The following is a 16,125-nucleotide window of genomic DNA, read 5'->3' on the forward strand; positions in this document are numbered from 1 at the left end:
TCGGTGCGCCGGGTTCAGAGCAGGGCGCCGGGCTTCTCGCCACGCTCGTACACCACATGGGCACGCCCGACGATCAGCTGATCGAGCTTTCCGACCTGCGCAATGTCACGGTTGGTGTAGGGCAGCTTGTGCAGGATGTAGCGCATGGCGTTCAGGCGCGCGCGCTTCTTGCAATCGCTCTTGATCACGGTCCAGGGCGAATCGGCGGTGTCGGTCTCGAAGAACATCGCTTCCTTGGCCCGGGTGTAGTCCTCCCACTTGTCCAGCGAGGCCAGGTCGATGGGGCTGAGCTTCCAGTGCTTGAGCGGGTGGCCTTCGCGTTCCTTGAAGCGGCGGCGCTGCTCCTTGCGGCTGACGCTGAACCAGAACTTGATCAGGTGCACGCCGCTACGCACCAGGTGGCGCTCAAACTCCGGCGCCTGGCGCATGAACTCGGCATATTCGGCATCGCTGCAGAAGCCCATGACCCGCTCCACGCCGGCACGGTTGTACCAGCTGCGGTCGAACATCACGATCTCGCCATGGCTGGGCAGATGCTGCACATAGCGCTGGAAATACCACTGACCCTGCTCGGACGGGGACGGCTTTTCCAGGGCGACCACGCGCGCACCGCGCGGGTTCAGGTGCTCCATGAAGCGCTTGATGGTGCCGCCCTTGCCGGCGGCGTCGCGCCCCTCGAACAGGATCACGATGCGCTGGCCGGTTTCCTTGGCCCAGGCCTGCAACTTGAGCAGTTCAACCTGCAGGCGGAATTTTTCCTTCTCGTAGGTGGAGCGACGCAGAAGGTTCTTGTAGGGATAGCCCCCCTCGCGCCAGTCACCGGCCAACTCTTCGTCCGGGTTGCTCTCTTCTTCGAACTTCTGGCCGCGCCCGAGCAAGGCCTTGCGCAGCACTTTCTGGTCGTCGGACGACGCGCCCTCCAGCAGCGCGCGCAGCAACTGGGCGCGCTCGCCAGGGGTACCCGCTGCATCGGGCTTGACGAGCTCCAACGCCGCGGCGACCGCTTTGTCTTGCGCGGCAAGCGTGGCCCGGTTGACCACAAACTCCTCCAGTGCGCGCGGCCGGGTCGACGGCGCCGTGTCGCCCTGCACCGCCAGGCGGACCGGCTCGCGGTCAACGGGCTGCACCCGCTTGGCGCGTTTGGACGCGGCAGTTCGGGCGGCGGGCTTTCGGGGCTTTGCTTGAGTCATGTGGCGGTTCTTCCCTGGAGGATGAATGAACGAATCCATCGCGCTTGCGGTATCCGGCACGCGAGGACCAAAACTGCGACTGTGCTCCTGTCGCTACGCGGCGGGTTTGATGTTCGTCAAACCCCTGTCACACCGCTGTCATATCGGCCAGACCACGCCGTTGTCATTGAGGATCGCGTCCAGCGGCTGGTCGTGCGCTTCGGGCTCGAAATCGTCCAGGTATCCCTGCGTGTAGCCCAGTCCCACCGTGAACGGCCGGGGTTGCAATGAAGCCAGCGTGCGGTCGTAGAAGCCGCCGCCGTAGCCCAACCGGTAGCCGCCAGGGCCATAGCCCACGCAGGGAACGAACAGCAAGGTCGGCACAATGACTTCGGTGTCCTTGGGCTTGGGAATGCCGTAGGCGTCTTCTTCCATCGGGCAGCCGGGATACCAGGCGTGGAAAGTGAGCGTCTTGTGCTGCTTGTTCACCACCGGCAGGCCAATGCGGCGCAAAGCGGGCTCATCAAGCAACTCGCCGTCCTCCTTCCAGCGGTGCAGGGCCGGCAGCGGGTCGAATTCGCCCTTGATCGGCCAATAGGCGCCGATCACGGTGTCGGGGCGGCCCACCAGCCAGATGCGCATGACGCGCTGAAGCGTTTCTGCCCGGTCCAGGCGGTCCGGCAGGTTCAGGCGCTGCTCGATCAGGGCCTGGCGAAGGGTCTTCTTGGCGTCGGACTTGTCCATAATCTCCACATGCTGTTTTCAATGATTCTGACACCGAAGCCGAATTCGGCGCTGAAAACGCTGCTGTGCGGCGCGCTGGCGCTGTTCTTCGCGATGCCGGCGCCCGCCCAAGGCAAGAGCGACGACGTGCTGCTGGAGATGCAGCAAGCCTTCAAGAAGGGCGACAAAAAGCGCCTCGCTGCCCTGCTGCCGCAAGCCCGTGGCCACGTGCTGGAGCCCTGGGCGGCCTATTGGGAACTGCGTGCCCGCCTGGGCGAAACCTCGGCCCAGGAGGTGCAGGACTTCATGACGCGCTACGCCGGCACCTACCAGGAAGACCGGCTGCGCAACGACTGGCTGCAGCTGCTCGGGCAGCGGCGAGACTGGACCAACTTTGCCGCCGAACACCCCAACTACCGCATGAGCGATGACCGCGAGGTGCGCTGTTACGCGCTGCTCGTCGAACACCTGAAGAATCCGGGCCTGGACGCCCGGCTGGCCGATGAGGTGCGCAAGAACTGGTACGCCCAGAAGGAGGCCGACGACGGCTGCACGGCCGCGGCGGAACGTCTGGTCGGCAGCAAGAACCTCACGCCGCTGGACGTCTGGAAAAAGGCGCGCATGGCCACCGAGGCGAACCGGCCACGCGCGGCGCGCGAAGCGGTGCAGATCGTGGCGCCGGAAGCGACGGGACTGGTGACTGACCTGAACGCGAACCCGGCCAAGTTTCTGTCCACCAAGTACCTCGCCCTGCGCAATGTGCGCAAGGAAATCATCACCCTGGCGCTGATCAAGCTGGCCACCAGCGACACCGACGCGGCCATCGAGCAGCTCAAGGGCAAGTGGGCACCCCAGCTCACGGCCGAGGAACGCAACTGGATCTGGGGCGTGATCGGAAAACAGGCCGCTGGCCGCCTGTCGGATGCCGCGCCCAGTTACTTCGCCAACGTCACCCGGGACGCCGACCTCAACGACGACCTGCTGGGCTGGAAAGTACGCGCCGCGCTGCGCCAAGGCCAATGGCCCGCCGTGCTGGAAGCCACCCGCGGCATGAGCGAAGAAGGCCGCGCCGACCCGACCTGGGCCTACTGGCGCGCGCGCGCCCTGCTGGCCGGCATCCCGGCCGCGGAACGTGCCCTGCTCGACGCCGGCACGCCAGCTGACGCAGGCGCCGCGCCTCCGCGGCACAAGGCTGAATACCAGGAGGCGCGCCAGCTGCTGGAGTCCATCGCCTCGGTGCATGGCTTCTATGAAAAGCTGGCGCTGGAAGAGCTCGGCCAGCGCACCACGGTGCCGCCCAAGCCGCCAGCGCTCACCGCCGCCGAGAAGGAAGCGGCCCGCCAGAACGCCGGCCTGGCCCGCGCGCTGGTTGCGATCCGCATCGGCCTGCGCCCGGAAGGCGTGCGCGAGTGGAACTACAGCACCAACCTGCACACCAAGGGCGGCATGAGCGACCGCGACCTGCTGGCCGCCGCCGACCTGGCCTGCCAGAACGAAATCTGGGACCGCTGCATCAACACCAGCGAGCGCACGAAGTCCGTCATCGACCTGGAGCAACGCTTTCCCATGCCCTACCGCGACGCCGTGGTCAAGCGCAGCCGCGAAATCAACCTCGACCCGGCCTATGTCTACGGACTGATCCGCCAGGAGAGCCGCTTCATCATGGACGCCCGTTCCGGCGTGGGCGCCTCGGGCCTGATGCAGGTGATGCCGGCGACCGCCAAGTGGACGGCCAAGAAGATCGGCTTGGTGAGCTTCACACCCGACCAGATCACCGACCGCGACACCAACATCGCCATCGGCACTGGCTATCTCAAGCTTGTGCTCGACGACTTCGGCGGCTCCATGCCCCTGGCCGCCGCCGCCTACAACGCCGGACCGGGCCGCCCGCGCAACTGGCGCAACGGCCCCACGATGGAAGCGGCGATCTGGGCCGAAAACGTGCCCTTTGCCGAGACCCGGGATTACGTCAAGAAAGTGCTGTCGAACACCACCAGCTACGCCGCCCTGCTGAGCGGCCAGCCGCAGTCGCTGAAGGCCCGGCTGGGGACGGTCGGACCAAAGACCGGGAATGGCACGGGGGACAACACGGATTTGCCCTGAGGGCTGTTCCTGGACTGTCTTTCAAGTCTTTTGCCTGGATTCCCAGCGTGGGATCAGGCAATAGATCCAGGAAAATCACTCCCCCCACGGCAACATCATCGTCACCATCGACAACTTGGCAAATTCCGGCTCGAACTGCTCGATGATCGCCTGCGGGTCGGGGCACAGCAGGCTGTCGGTGATCACGCCGAACTGCACGCCACCGCCGTAGCTCAGGATGGACACGCCGAGGCCGACATCGCCCGAGGCGGGGACCCAGGCCAGGCTTTGCTCCAGCGTGGCACCACAGAAGGTGAGCTTATCGCGCGGGCCGGGCACGTTGGTCATGACCGCGGTGGTTTTCTTGCTGAACAGGTTGAGCATGGCGTCCTGCGCGGGCTTGGCCAGCATGCCGGCCACGGCGAGCAGGCCGTAGGCCATCAGCGGCTGGGTGCCGCCCTTGAGCGCCAGCATGCGGTGGCGCACCTCGTACAGGCGTTCGACCGGGTTGTCGAGGCCGATCGGCAGCACCAGCGGCGCCAGGCCGAAATGGTTGCCGAGCTTCCAGGCGTCCTGGATCGGGCGCAGGTTGACCGGAATCATGGCGCGGATGTCCTTGCCCGCGACCTTGTCGCCTTTGTCGCGCAGGTAGGCGCCGATGGCGCCGGCCACGCAGCTCAGCAGCACGTCATTGACCGAGCAGTTCAGCGCCTTGCCCACGGCCTTGACCTCGTCCAGCGGGATCGGCTGGCACCAGGCCACGCGCTTGGCCGTGCCGGCCTTGCCCTTGAGCCGCGTCCTGGAATCGTCCGTCATCAGCGCCAGCGCCGCGGCGTCGCTGAGCACGTGGTAGGCCACCTTGGCCAGGTCGCTGGAACCACTGAGACCCTTGCCAGGCTCGCGCAGCAGGTGCAGCGAGGCGGCCGCGCCGTCACCGGCCGCGTCCAGCGCCTTGACGGCGGCGTGAGCCAGCGGCTCGACCACGTGGTGGGCGATCCAGTCCTCGGCGCTCTCGGGTGCTGAAGGGGGGCGCACGGGCGGCTCGGTGCCGCCATCGACCATGGACATCGTGACCGCGATCAGCGCAATGCCGTCGGCAATGCAGTGATGGATGCGAACGATCAGCACGCTGGCGGGCTTGCCCTCTTCGTCACGGTAGTTTTCGACCAGGTGCATCTTCCACAGCGGCCGCTTCGGATCGAGCGGCAGAACGGCCAGACGGCCCACCAGGTCCTGCAGGGCTGCTTTCTCCCGGCCTTTGGCGACCCGTGGCAGCCTTTCGCGCACCACATGATCATGAATGTCCAGGTCGGGGTCTTCCACCCAGGTGGCGCCAGCCGGATCTTCGACGACGCGCTGGCGAAAACGCGGGTACTTCAGCATGCGCTGCTCGACCCGCAGGCAGACGGCCTCGTAGTCGACGCGCGGCTTGAGAATCCAGAAACCGAGGATCATCATCAGGTTGGTCGGCGAATCCATGCGCCACCAGGCCCGGTCGACCTTGCTCATGCGCTCGCCTTCATGGGCGCCGATCACTCCAGCGGCGGTCTTCGACATGTTCTCCTGCAGCAGCCGGGCCGCATTCAGTGCGACCTCCGAGGCTGCCGCACCCACCTGGCGGGCGATCAGCAGCAGCGAGTCGTCGGCAGAATTGGGCGGATGCAAGGGTTTTTTCCCTTGCGGCGTTTTGACGATGCGAGTCACCATGATTTCTCTACCCCGAGTTTGGGAAATAACGCTATTCTCCCCCTGCGCCTGCCGTCGAAGGGGATGAAAATCGTACCCCGTCGCCTTGGCGTCCCAATCAATCCACTCATCCACGGAGAACCCCATGGCCACCCTGAAAGCCAAATTCGAAACCGCTGTCGCCAATTCCAAGAACCTGAGCGAGCGCCCCGACAACGCCACGCTGCTGAAGATTTATGCCCTGTACAAGCAGGCCACGGCCGGCGACAACGAAGAAAAGAAACCCGGTTTCACCGACATGGTCGGCCGCGCCAAGTGGGATGCGTGGAACAAGCTCAAGGGCACGTCCGACAAGGACGCGATGCAGCAGTACATCGACCTGATCGAATCGCTGAGCTGAAACGGCCGGGCACCCTCGTGGTGCCCTCAGGGAAGTTCACTCCAGGGTGATCTTCGCACCTTGGATGACTTTGCCCCAGTAGACCAGTTCCTTCTTCGTGAAGTCGCCGAGTTGCTGCGGCGTCATCTGCTCCACGTCGGTGCCCGATTCGCCGGCCTTGCGGCGAATCTCCGGCGAAGCCAGGATCCTGTTGATCTCGGTGTTCAAAACCTGCACCACGTCCGCAGGCGTGCCAGCAGGGGCAAACAGCGCAAACCACGAGTCCAATTCGTAGCCTTTGAGACCCTGCTCGGCCGCCGTGCCCACGCCGGGTAGGGACGCCAGCCGCTGCGCACTGGTCACAGCAATGCCCTTGAGCTTGCCGCCCTGGATCTGACTGACGACACCGGCCGGCGTGGTGATGAAGATGTCCACCTGCCCGGCCATCAGGTCCTGCACCGCCGGGCCGGACCCACGATAGGGAATATGGGTGATGAAAGTGCCCGTGAGCTGCTTGAACAGTTCGCCCGCGATGTGCTGGATCGATCCATTGCCGCTGGAGGCGTAGTTCAGCTTGCCGGGGTTCGCCTTGGCGAAGGCGATCAGCTCCTTGAGGTTGTTGACCGGCAGTTTCGGGCTCACCGCGATGACCTGCGGCGCACGGGTCATCATGGCCACCGGTGCGAAATCCTTGACCGGGTCCCAGCCGGACTGCTTGAACAGATGCGGGTTGCCGACATGGTAGCCACTGTAGGAGACCAGCAGCGTGTAGCCATCGGGCTTGGCGCGGGCCACGTACGCATTGCCGATGTTGCCCGACGCACCCGGCTTGTTCTCCACCACCACCGGCTGGCCCAGCGCGCGCGATAACGGCTCGACAACCAGGCGCGCGGTGAAGTCGGTGGAGCCACCGGGCGCAGTGGGCACGACCAGCGTGATCGGCCGTTGCGGGTATTTGCCCTGGGCGAAGGCCGACGGGCTGGCAAGCAAGGACGCGCCGCTGAGGGCAGCAAGCTGGGCAAGAAGGTGACGGCGTTGCATGGAAGTCTCCTGGTTTTCTTGTGGATGTTGTGCTGAGCCGGCGTCAGGCCAGCTCGGAAATCTCGATCAGGTTCAGGTCCGGGTCGCGCACGTAGACCGAACGGATCTTCTGTGTGGCACCGGTGCGCAACACCGGGCCTTCGACGATGGGCCAGGCGGCTGTGTTCAGGCGCTCGATCACCTGCGCCAGCGGCACGCTGGCGATGAAGCACAGGTCCAGCGCGCCGGGCACCGGCAGGTGGGCCTTGGGCTCGAACTCCCGGCCGCGCACGTGCAGGTTGATCTTCTGGTGGCCGAACTTGAAGGCCTTGCGCTCCACCGGCGGCGTGCCACCGATGAAGCTTTCCAGGGTCATGCCCAGCACCCGCGTGTAGAAGTCCACGCAGGCGGCCTCGTCAAAGGTCGTCAATACCAGGTGGTCCAGATGGTCAATCATTTGAAGGTCTCCTTGAGTTCAGCCACACTGGCGGGGGCCGGATGCAAGTCCGTGATGCGCCCGGCCTTGGCCACCTGCCCCGGCACTTCGTGGCCGACGATCTGCGGCATCTGGCGCGCCACGGCCAGCAGCCGGTGCAGGTCGATGCCGGTGTCAAATCCCATGGCGTCGAGCATGTGGATCGCGTCTTCGCTGCTGATGTTGCCGCTGGCGCCCGGTGCGTACGGGCAGCCGCCCAGACCGCCCAGTGAGCCGTCAAAGCGGGTGATGCCGCCCTGCACGGCGGCCAGCACGTTGGCCAGTCCCATGCCGCGCGTGTTGTGGAAATGCAGGGTGAGCTGCAGCGCGGCAAATTCCTTCTGCAACGCCTCGACCCGGCGCGCCACCTGCGCCGGATGCGCCATGCCGGTGGTGTCGCAGATCGTCAGCCCCCTGACCCCGAGATCGGCAAAACGCCGGGCAAAGCCCAGCACCACGTCTGGCGGCACCTCGCCCTCCATCGGACAGCCGAAGCAGGTGGACAGCGACACATTGATCGGGGTGCGGCCATCCACCGCGCGGATCACCCCGGCCAGCGCCGCAAAGCTGTGCTCGCGCGGCATGCGCAGGTTGGCCAGGTTGTGGGTCTCGGAGGTGGACATCACCAGGTTCAGCTCGTCCGCCCTCGACTCCAACGCGCGTTCAGCCCCGCGCAAGTTGGGCACCAGCACGGTGTATTCGACGCCCGGCACGCGCCGGATGCGGCCCATGACCTCCTCGGCGTCACGCAGCATCGGGATGGCTTTCGGCGATGTGAACGAGGTCACCTCGATCTTGGCGTAGCCGCACCCGCTGAGTTCGTCGACCAGCGCGACCTTGACGTCGGTCGGGATGAACGCGGGCTCGATCTGAAACCCGTCGCGCGTGGCGACTTCATTGAAGTAGATGCGGGTCATGAGGATGTGTCTCTGGAAGCGATGCAGGCCGGTTCAGGCGCCGGCCACGATGCCCTGGTCCTTCAGCGCCTGGATCTGCGCGGGCGTGAGCCCGATCTCGCGCAGCACGGCATCGGTGTCCTGCCCGATGGTCGGTGCGTTGCGACGGTGGCCCCCAGGCGTGCGCGAGAGCTTGGGCGTGATACCGGGCACGGCCAGCTCGGTGCCGTCGTCCATGTGCACGTGGTCGATCATGCCGCGCGCCTGGTAATGCGGGTCCTTGGCGATATCAGCCACGGTGTAGATGCGCCCGGCCGGCACGGCGGCGGCATCCAGGGACGCCAGAACTTCGTCCACCGTGCGTTGCGCGGCCCAGGCACCGATCGCGGCATCGATCTCCGCCACGCGCGCCACGCGCCCGGCGTTGTCGGCCAGCGCCGGATCACGGCCCAGGTCGTCCCGGCCGATCGTGGCCATCAACCGCTTGAAGATGCTGTCGCCGTTGCCGGCGATCAGTGCATAACCGCCGTCGCTGCAACGGTAGGCGTTGCTCGGCGCGATGCCGGGCAGTGCGCTGCCGGCGGGCTCGCGCACCGCTCCGAACGCACTGTACTCGGGCAGCAGGCTTTCCATGCAATTGAAGACCGATTCGTACAGCGCGACATCGATCACCTGGCCCTGTCCGCTGGTGTGACGCTCCTGCAGCGCCAGCAGGATGCCGATCACGCCGTGCAGCGCGGCCAGCGTGTCGCCGATGCTCACGCCCACGCGCACCGGCACGCGACCGGGCTCGGCGGTCAGGTGGCGCAGGCCGCTCATGGCCTCGGCCACCACGCCGAATCCGGGCTTGTCACGGTAGGGGCCGGTCTGGCCGTAGCCGCTGATGCGCAAGATGATCAGGCGCGGGTTGAGCGTCAGCAGCGGCTCGGGGCCCAGGCCCCAGCCCTCCATGGCGCCGGGGCGGAAGTTCTCGATCAGCACATCCGCGTCTGTGGCGAGGCGACGCACGATGTCCTGCGCGGCCGGGTCTTTCAGGTCCAGCGCCACCGAGCGCTTGTTGCGCGATTGCACCTGCCACCAGACCGAGGTGCCGTCTTTGAGCAGCCGCCATTTGCGCAGCGGGTCGCCCGCGCCGGGGGTTTCGATCTTGACCACATCGGCGCCGAAATCGGCCAGCGTCTTGGCCGCGAACGGCCCGGCGATCAGTTGCCCGAGTTCGAGGACTTTGAGGCCGGCAAGCGGGCCGGCGGCCGGGGCGGACGGTTCAACATTTGGGGCTTGCATGGCGGCGCAGTGTGCCGCGGCCCCTTTGGCGCGTCCATTACCGTTTGCGGGGGCTAGGTTTCGCCGTTGGCGAAGGCTCGACCATGAAGTTCACCAGCGACGCCACACCGGCGTCGTCCCGCCCCGTCACCGTGGCGACCAGCAGCCGTCGCCGCGCCCACTCATCGGCCAACGGTCTCGAGGTGAGTTTGACGGCGCGCACGATCGGCAGCGCCGCGGCCGCCGGCAGCACGGCAATGCCCAGACCCGACGCCACCAGATGGCAGACCGCGTCAAAGCTGCGCACCTGCATGCGCAGTCGAAGCGGCTTGCCCGCCGCCAGCGCGGCTTGCTGTTGCTTCTGCAGCATGGCAGCACCCGGGTTGAGGCCGATCCAGTCCTCGTCCAGCGCCTCGGAAAACGGCAGCGGCGTGCGGGCGCCGGCCAGGCGATGGCCGCGTGGCAGCACCAGTACCAATTGATCGTTGCGAAACACCCGAGCCGACAGCCCGGCGATATCGGGCCCCTCGACAAACACGCCGATGTCGGCCCGTCCCTCGCGCAACGAGGTCACCACGGCCTCAGACACCTGTTCCTCCAGATCCACGCGCAGCCGCGGATGCAACTCGGCATAGCGCGCCAGCAGCGGCGGCAGGAACTGGTTGATCGCCGCGGTACTGGCGCACAGCCGGATGTGGCGGGCGATGCCCTGCTGGAGATCGGCCAGTTCGGCGCCGACCTGATCCAGCGTCTGCAACAACGTCAGCCCGTGCTTGACGAACACCCGCCCCGCCGCGGTGGGCAACAGGCCGCGCGCGTGACGTTCAAACAGGATGCATCCCATGGCCTCTTCCAGTTCGCGGATGCGCCGGCTGGCGGCGGCCAGTGCCAGATGCGACGCCCGCGCCGCGCCGGTCAGACTGCCGGTCTGCGCGCAGGCCACCGCCAGACGGACCGACACGAAGTCAAAGCGGGCAAGGTTCACCATGGGGTGCGCCAGCGTCACGACGCCGCGGGGCCAGGGGACCTCAGGCCTTTGGCTTTCGCCCGGCCGGCTTCTTGGCCAGCAGGGTGTCGAGGTTCTTGACAATCTCGCGCTCGATCTTGTCGCGGAAAGCGCCCAGCAGGAAGCCAAGTTTGGCGTCGAGCTCGAACGCGTGGGGCATCACCTTGAGCGTGCCAGAGACGCCCGAGCGCTTGAAGGTGACTTCGTCCACGCTGGCGCCTTCCTCATAGGTGCATTCCATGCCGAATTCGTCTTCGACCTGCTCGGCCCAGGCGTATGCCACCTTGCGCGCGGCGGCATGGCCGAGATGGTGCTCGCGGTGGATGTGGATGTGGGACATGGGTTCACTCCTTCAGCGCGCGCCGGCGCTCTTCACGGGACAGGCCCGCCAATTGGTTGACCGCATCATAAAACCGACGCCACCCTTGCGGGGTGTCGCCGCCTTCGCGCTCGAAAAGCCGCATGAATCCGGGAACCAGCTCATCGTACGTGGCCTGCGAGACAAAGCTCGCATTGTTGGCGCCAGAAACCCAGGCGTCCAGCCGCCGGTAGGCCGACGGATCGCCACCCCAGCCCGCGCGCAGCGCCGCGTAACGCGCACGGAAACCGTCCATGACTTCCTTTTTCATAGCAAGATATGACCGATCCATGCTGGGATCTGTCGACTTTTTCTCAAAAATGGCGGCCAGCTCGCCGCGTGTCTGGCGAACCAGCCCACGAAAGGCCTGTCGCCGGGCCTCCAGGGCCGCGTCCGCCTCGCGCGCGGCCGCACTGCCGTGAAGGGCCAGCCAGCGCCGGCCGCCCAGGCGCTCCACGGCGGTGGCGAACGCTTCGTTGAACGAGGAGTCGTCCCTTACGTAGATCAGCTGATGCGACAGCTCATGGAACACCAGCCGCGCCAGTTCGCCATCCGGGTAGTTGATAAAGGTGTTCAGCAACGGGTCGCCGCCGGCCCAGTTCAGCCAGCCCAGCGTCGAATACGCCGGAACGCCCTGCACGATCACCTCCAGCCCCTCGGCCTGCAAAGCCTGCGCCTCGGCGCGCGCCTCGGCCTCGCTGAAATAGCCGCGGTAGCTGGCACAGCCGATCACCGGATAGCACCAGGTCTTCGCCACCAGCGCGTCGGGAGGTGCCGCCACCACGCTCCAGACCGCGGCCGGCCGGTGCAGATCGGCATAGCGGTGGTAGCTGGCGTTGTCGGGCAAGAGAAGTTCGTTGACCGCGAAGCGGCGAATGTCCTGGCTCTGCGCCAGCCGCTGTCGCAAGGCGTCGGAGGTCTGCGGGTCCGCGATCACCTCCGACACTGGGCGAGCGGCGGCCATCAGCGACAGGTGGCCGTTGACCGCTTGTGCGTAATAGCCTGCCGAGGTGCAACCCGTCAGCAGGGCGCTGAGCAATGCCAGCCCGGCCACGCGATGGGCGCGCTCCCGCCACCCCCCCTTTTCAGGGGATGGCCGAACGCGCGGGGCGATCCTAGACTGGGGCGGTTTCAAACTGTCACACCAAATCAACAAGGAATTCCTCATGAAAAAATCGACCCGCCATCTGGCCACCTGGGCCGCCGTGGCTGGCTTCGGCCTGCTGTTGAGCGCTTGCGGCGATGGTGCCGACCCGGCGACCACCGATAGCACAACCACCCCGACCGCACCCGCCACTCCCACGAGTCCGACGGCCCCCACGGCGACCGGCGCCAGCGGGACACTGACGATTTCCTCGGCGTCGCCCGCGACACAGAACGGCACCATCGATTTTGGCGCCTCCAATGTGCTGGCAGCCAATACCGCGCTCACTACCGTCTCGCCGGCCGGCATCGACTACTGCGACATCACCTACGCGGCCACTTCGTCATCCGGATCTCGTTATGAAATCAAAGTGTATTTCCGCCGCAGCGACCAGAAGGTATTGAACGCCAGTTTCTTCAAGACCGACTTCAGCTGGGGCATCGGTGAGAGCAATCTGGCCGCCGGCATCACGGCTGGTGTGTCGGTCAACCTGGCCGCGCGCAGCATCACGTTTGCCAACAAGGTCCTGAATGGCTTCTCGGGTACCGATGTGGGCACCGTGAACGGCACGGTGACCTTCCCGGCCCATACGACAGTGCCGGCCTGCGGCACCTGATCAGAGCCCGGCCACCTCCACCAGGCAGTCGTAGAACACCGGCGCGCGCCCAAGGTCGGTGAGCTTCTGGCTCGTGACTTCGTTGACATTGGTGCCATTCAGGCCCAACTTGCGCCACCAGATGCCCAGGCCATTGACAACGCCGGAGCGGGCGCGGGGCGAGACAGTCGCCTTGCAGTGGTAGCTGCCCCGGTCGTTGAACACCCGCACCACATCGCCGGTGGCAATGCCGCGCGCGACGGCGTCGGCCTCGCTGATCTCCAGCACGGGCTCGCCCTCGATGTCGCGCAGGCTTTGCACGTTCACGAAGGTGGAATTCAGGAAGTTACGCGCCGGCGGCGAGATCATGGCCAGCGGATAGCGGTGGTCGCTGCCGGCCGGCTCGTGGTTGGGCAGGTGGTCCGGCAGCCCGTCCAGCCCCTGCGCGGCCAGTCGCGCGCTGAAGAACTCGCAGCGACCGGATGGCGTGGGAAAGCCTCCCCGAGCAAACGGCGCGTCAGGGATCGGCAGCGTGGCAAATCCCTTTTCCAGCAAGTCGTCGAACGGCACCGCGTCGCCGAACGCGGTGCGGCACAGGGTTTCGTCGTCTTCGGAAAAGCACGGATCGGCGAAACCCATCCGAGCGGCCAGTGCGCGGAAGATGTCGGCGTTGGTGCGCGCCTGTCCCACTGGCGCAATGGCGGGCCGGTTCAGCAGCACGTCGGTGTGGCCGTAGCTGAGGTGGATATCCCAGTGCTCCAGCTGGGTGGTGGCCGGCAGGATGTAGTCGGCATAGTCGGCGGTATCGGTCTGGAAATGCTCCAGCACCACGGTGAAGAGGTCTTCGCGCGCAAAACCCTGCACCACCTTGGCGGATTCGGGCGCCACCGCCACCGGGTTGCTGTTGTAGACGATCAGCGCCTGGATCTTCGGTCCGAAGTCGCTTGACGCCTCGCGCAGAAGGTCGTCGCCAATGGTCACCATGTTGATCGTGCGCGGCCGGCGCGCGCCCAGCAGGTCCGGCCGGTGCAGGGCTGCGCGGTCGATCGGGAAATGGCCGGAACTGCTCAGCAACGCGCCGCCGGCGCGATGCCGCCACGCGCCGATGAGCGCAGGCAGGCCGGCGACGAGGCGTGCCGCGTTGCCCCCCCCACGCACCCTCTGCATGCCGTAGTTCAGACGGATGGCGGCAGGGCCCAAAGTGCCATAGTCGCGCGCCAGCGCAATGATCTGCTGCACCGGTATGCCGCAGACCTGCGCCGCGCGCTCAGGCGACCATTGCAGCGCGCGCTCGCGAAGCGCCTCCCAGCCCAGCGTGTGGGCGGCGAGGTAATCGGTGTCGAGCCAGTCGTTGCGCACCAGCTCATGCATCAGTGCCAGCGCCAGCGCACCGTCGGTGCCTGGGCGCAGGGCGATGTGTTCGTGGCACTTGTCGGCCGTTTCGGTGCGGCGCGGGTCGATGCAGACGATGCGCGCGCCGTCTCGCTTGGCCTGCTGCACATGGCGCCAGAAATGCAGGTTGCTGGCAATCGAGTTGCTGCCCCAGATCAGGATCAGCTTCGACTCGGCAAAGAACTCCACTTTCATGCCGACCTTGCCGCCAAGCGTCTGCAACAACGCCTCGCCGCCGGCAGCGGCGCAAATGGTGCGATCCAGCTGCGCCGCACCCAACCGGTGGAAGAAGCGCGCTGCCATGCCCTCGCTCTGCACCAGTCCCATGGTGCCGGCATAGCTGTAGGGCAGTATCGCTTCGGGCTCGCGTGCGGCAATGGCGTTGAGGCGCGCGGCAATGTCGTCCAGCGCTTCGCTCCAGCTGACCGGATCGAACTGCCCGCTCCCCTTGGGACCCACCCGCCTGAGCGGTTGAAGAATGCGCTCGGGGTGGTAGGTTCGCTCCGTGTAACGTGCCACCTTGGTGCACAGCACACCGCCCGTGTGGGCGTGGTCCGGATTGCCTTGCACACGGATGGCGCGGCCCTCCTGCACCGTGGTCAGCAGTGCGCAGGTGTCGGGGCAATCGTGGGGGCAGGCGCCGCGCACGACGTGCGATTCAGCCGGTGGCAGGATGGCGTGGGTCATGAATGGCCTAAAGTACGGGGGTGAATTCTTTCACAGTGGCACGTTTTCGTGCGACCACCACCTTGAACCCATCCCGCGCCATGACCCCAACTCCCCTCAACCGTCGCCAGTTCTCCATCGCCACCGGTGCTGCCTTGGTGGCCGGCTTCCACACCGCGCAGGCGCAGGAAGAACGCATCGTGCTCGGCCAGTCTGCGGCTTTCACCGGGCCCGCCGCACAGCTCGGCATCCAGTTTCACGCGGGCGCCAAGCTCTACTTCGACCTGCTCAATGCCCAAGGGGGCGTGGGCCGGCGCGCCATCGAAATCCGCCAGCTCGACGACGGCTACGAGCCCGACCGCTGCGTGGCCAATACGAAAAAGCTGATCGACGACGACGTGTTTGCCCTGTTCGGTTACATCGGCACACCGACCAGCGTGGCCGCGCTGCCGCTGGCCACCAAGGCGCGCATGCCCTTCTTCGCGCCGTTCACCGGCGCCATGGCCCTGCGCGACCCGTTCAGCAAGACGACCTTTCACCTGCGAGCGTCCTACAACGACGAAACCGCGCTGATCGTCAAGCAGCTCACCAACCTGGGCCTGAAGAAGATCGCCGTCTTCTACCAGAATGACGCCTACGGCAAGGCCGGCCTGGACGGCGTGACCCTGGCACTGGCCGCACAGAACCTCAAGCCGGTGGCGCTGGCCACGGTGGAACGCAACTCGGTCGACGTGGCCGCCGCCGTCGCGACGATCAACGCGGCTGCGCCCGACGCGGTGGTGCAGATCAGCGCCTACAAGTCCTGCGCCGCCTACATTCGCGCGGCGCGCAAGGCCGGCTTTGGCGGCACGTTCTACAACGTGTCCTTCGTCGGCACGCAAGCCCTGGCCGACGAGCTGGGCAAGGACGGCGCCGGCGTGGTGGTGTCGCAAGTGGTGCCCTCACCCTACAACGCGGCGCGACCGATCGCGCGCGAGTTCGTCGACGCGGCCAAGAAGGCCGGCAACGTGCAGCCCAACTTCTCCAGCATGGAGGGTTACCTGGCCGCCAAGGTGTTTGCCGAAGGGCTTCGCCGCGGCGGCAAGCCCAATCGCGAGTCGCTCATCGGCGGGCTGGAGTCCATCAACGACCAGTCGTTCGGCGGCTTTGCCGTGACCTTCTCGCCGACCAACCACGTGGCCTCGAAGTTCGTCGAACTCTCCATGCTGACCGGCGACGGTCGCGTGCGCACCTGACGAGCCGCAGGGACGAAGGAACCCGGCCCGCCCAGA

General features: G+C 66.4%; 15 protein-coding genes. 4 read left to right on the forward strand and 11 right to left on the reverse strand.

The genetic code is table 11. The features are described 5' to 3' along the window. Positions 1-14: 14 nt before the first annotated feature. On the reverse strand, positions 15-1,190 hold the full coding sequence (gene ppk2 / locus ACMUOY_RS05075) for a polyphosphate kinase 2 (protein ID WP_413891610.1): 1,176 nt from the start codon (positions 1,188-1,190) through the stop codon (positions 15-17). A gap of 138 nt (positions 1,191-1,328) precedes the next feature. Beyond that, a complete protein-coding gene (locus ACMUOY_RS05080) occupies positions 1,329-1,913 on the reverse strand; it encodes a 5-formyltetrahydrofolate cyclo-ligase (RefSeq protein ID WP_413891611.1) in 585 nt (194 codons plus the stop codon). Between the two features lie 9 nt (positions 1,914-1,922). Between ACMUOY_RS05080 and ACMUOY_RS05085 the strand changes: the two genes are divergently transcribed. After that, the gene (locus ACMUOY_RS05085) at positions 1,923-3,995 is read left to right on the forward strand and encodes a transglycosylase SLT domain-containing protein (protein ID WP_413891612.1); all 2,073 of its coding nucleotides are present in this window, start codon (positions 1,923-1,925) and stop codon (positions 3,993-3,995) included. A gap of 75 nt (positions 3,996-4,070) precedes the next feature. Here ACMUOY_RS05085 and ACMUOY_RS05090 read toward each other — a convergent pair whose 3' ends face one another. Continuing rightward, entirely contained in the window at positions 4,071-5,681 is a 1,611-nt protein-coding gene (locus ACMUOY_RS05090) for a wax ester/triacylglycerol synthase family O-acyltransferase (protein WP_413891613.1), read from the reverse strand. A 124-nt stretch (positions 5,682-5,805) separates the two neighbouring features. Between ACMUOY_RS05090 and ACMUOY_RS05095 the strand changes: the two genes are divergently transcribed. Further along, positions 5,806-6,060, forward strand: coding sequence for an acyl-CoA-binding protein (locus ACMUOY_RS05095; RefSeq protein WP_413891614.1), 255 nt, complete (start codon positions 5,806-5,808; stop codon positions 6,058-6,060). Between the two features lie 36 nt (positions 6,061-6,096). On the opposite strand, the gene ACMUOY_RS05100 is transcribed toward ACMUOY_RS05095, so the two are convergent. Genes ACMUOY_RS05100 through ACMUOY_RS05130 form a run of 7 tightly spaced genes read right to left on the reverse strand, consistent with a single transcriptional unit; the run spans position 6,097 to position 12,111 of the window. Continuing rightward, positions 6,097-7,080, reverse strand: coding sequence for a Bug family tripartite tricarboxylate transporter substrate binding protein (locus tag ACMUOY_RS05100; protein ID WP_413891615.1), 984 nt, complete (start codon positions 7,078-7,080; stop codon positions 6,097-6,099). A 43-nt stretch (positions 7,081-7,123) separates the two neighbouring features. Beyond that, complete coding sequence (locus ACMUOY_RS05105; protein ID WP_413891616.1) at positions 7,124-7,516, reverse strand: VOC family protein; 393 nt, start codon at positions 7,514-7,516, stop codon at positions 7,124-7,126. Next, positions 7,513-8,451 carry a hydroxymethylglutaryl-CoA lyase gene (locus ACMUOY_RS05110; RefSeq protein ID WP_413891617.1) on the reverse strand — a complete coding sequence of 313 codons (939 nt, stop codon included), beginning with the start codon at positions 8,449-8,451 and terminating at the stop codon, positions 7,513-7,515. Before ACMUOY_RS05110 ends, ACMUOY_RS05105 begins: the two co-directional genes overlap by 4 nt. A gap of 33 nt (positions 8,452-8,484) precedes the next feature. Continuing rightward, complete coding sequence (locus ACMUOY_RS05115) at positions 8,485-9,714, reverse strand: CaiB/BaiF CoA transferase family protein (RefSeq protein ID WP_413891618.1); 1,230 nt, start codon at positions 9,712-9,714, stop codon at positions 8,485-8,487. A 37-nt stretch (positions 9,715-9,751) separates the two neighbouring features. Continuing rightward, positions 9,752-10,681 (reverse strand): LysR substrate-binding domain-containing protein, encoded by a 930-nt coding sequence (locus tag ACMUOY_RS05120; protein ID WP_413891619.1) that lies wholly within the window; start codon positions 10,679-10,681, stop codon positions 9,752-9,754. Between the two features lie 40 nt (positions 10,682-10,721). After that, a complete protein-coding gene (locus ACMUOY_RS05125) occupies positions 10,722-11,039 on the reverse strand; it encodes a polyhydroxyalkanoic acid system family protein (protein WP_413891620.1) in 318 nt (105 codons plus the stop codon). A 4-nt stretch (positions 11,040-11,043) separates the two neighbouring features. Then, complete coding sequence (locus tag ACMUOY_RS05130; protein ID WP_413891621.1) at positions 11,044-12,111, reverse strand: aminopeptidase; 1,068 nt, start codon at positions 12,109-12,111, stop codon at positions 11,044-11,046. Between the two features lie 112 nt (positions 12,112-12,223). Between ACMUOY_RS05130 and ACMUOY_RS05135 the strand changes: the two genes are divergently transcribed. Next, positions 12,224-12,817 carry a hypothetical protein gene (locus ACMUOY_RS05135; RefSeq protein WP_413891622.1) on the forward strand — a complete coding sequence of 198 codons (594 nt, stop codon included), beginning with the start codon at positions 12,224-12,226 and terminating at the stop codon, positions 12,815-12,817. On the opposite strand, the gene ACMUOY_RS05140 is transcribed toward ACMUOY_RS05135, so the two are convergent. Then, positions 12,818-14,875 carry a molybdopterin-containing oxidoreductase family protein gene (locus ACMUOY_RS05140; RefSeq protein ID WP_413891623.1) on the reverse strand — a complete coding sequence of 686 codons (2,058 nt, stop codon included), beginning with the start codon at positions 14,873-14,875 and terminating at the stop codon, positions 12,818-12,820. An 80-nt stretch (positions 14,876-14,955) separates the two neighbouring features. Between ACMUOY_RS05140 and ACMUOY_RS05145 the strand changes: the two genes are divergently transcribed. Then, entirely contained in the window at positions 14,956-16,089 is a 1,134-nt protein-coding gene (locus ACMUOY_RS05145; protein WP_413891624.1) for an ABC transporter substrate-binding protein, read from the forward strand. Positions 16,090-16,125: the final 36 nt, after the last annotated feature.

Origin of the sequence: Candidatus Skiveiella danica (genome assembly GCF_022705245.1) — a bacterium.
GTDB classification, from domain to species: Bacteria; Pseudomonadota; Gammaproteobacteria; order Burkholderiales; family Burkholderiaceae_C; genus Skiveiella; species Skiveiella danica.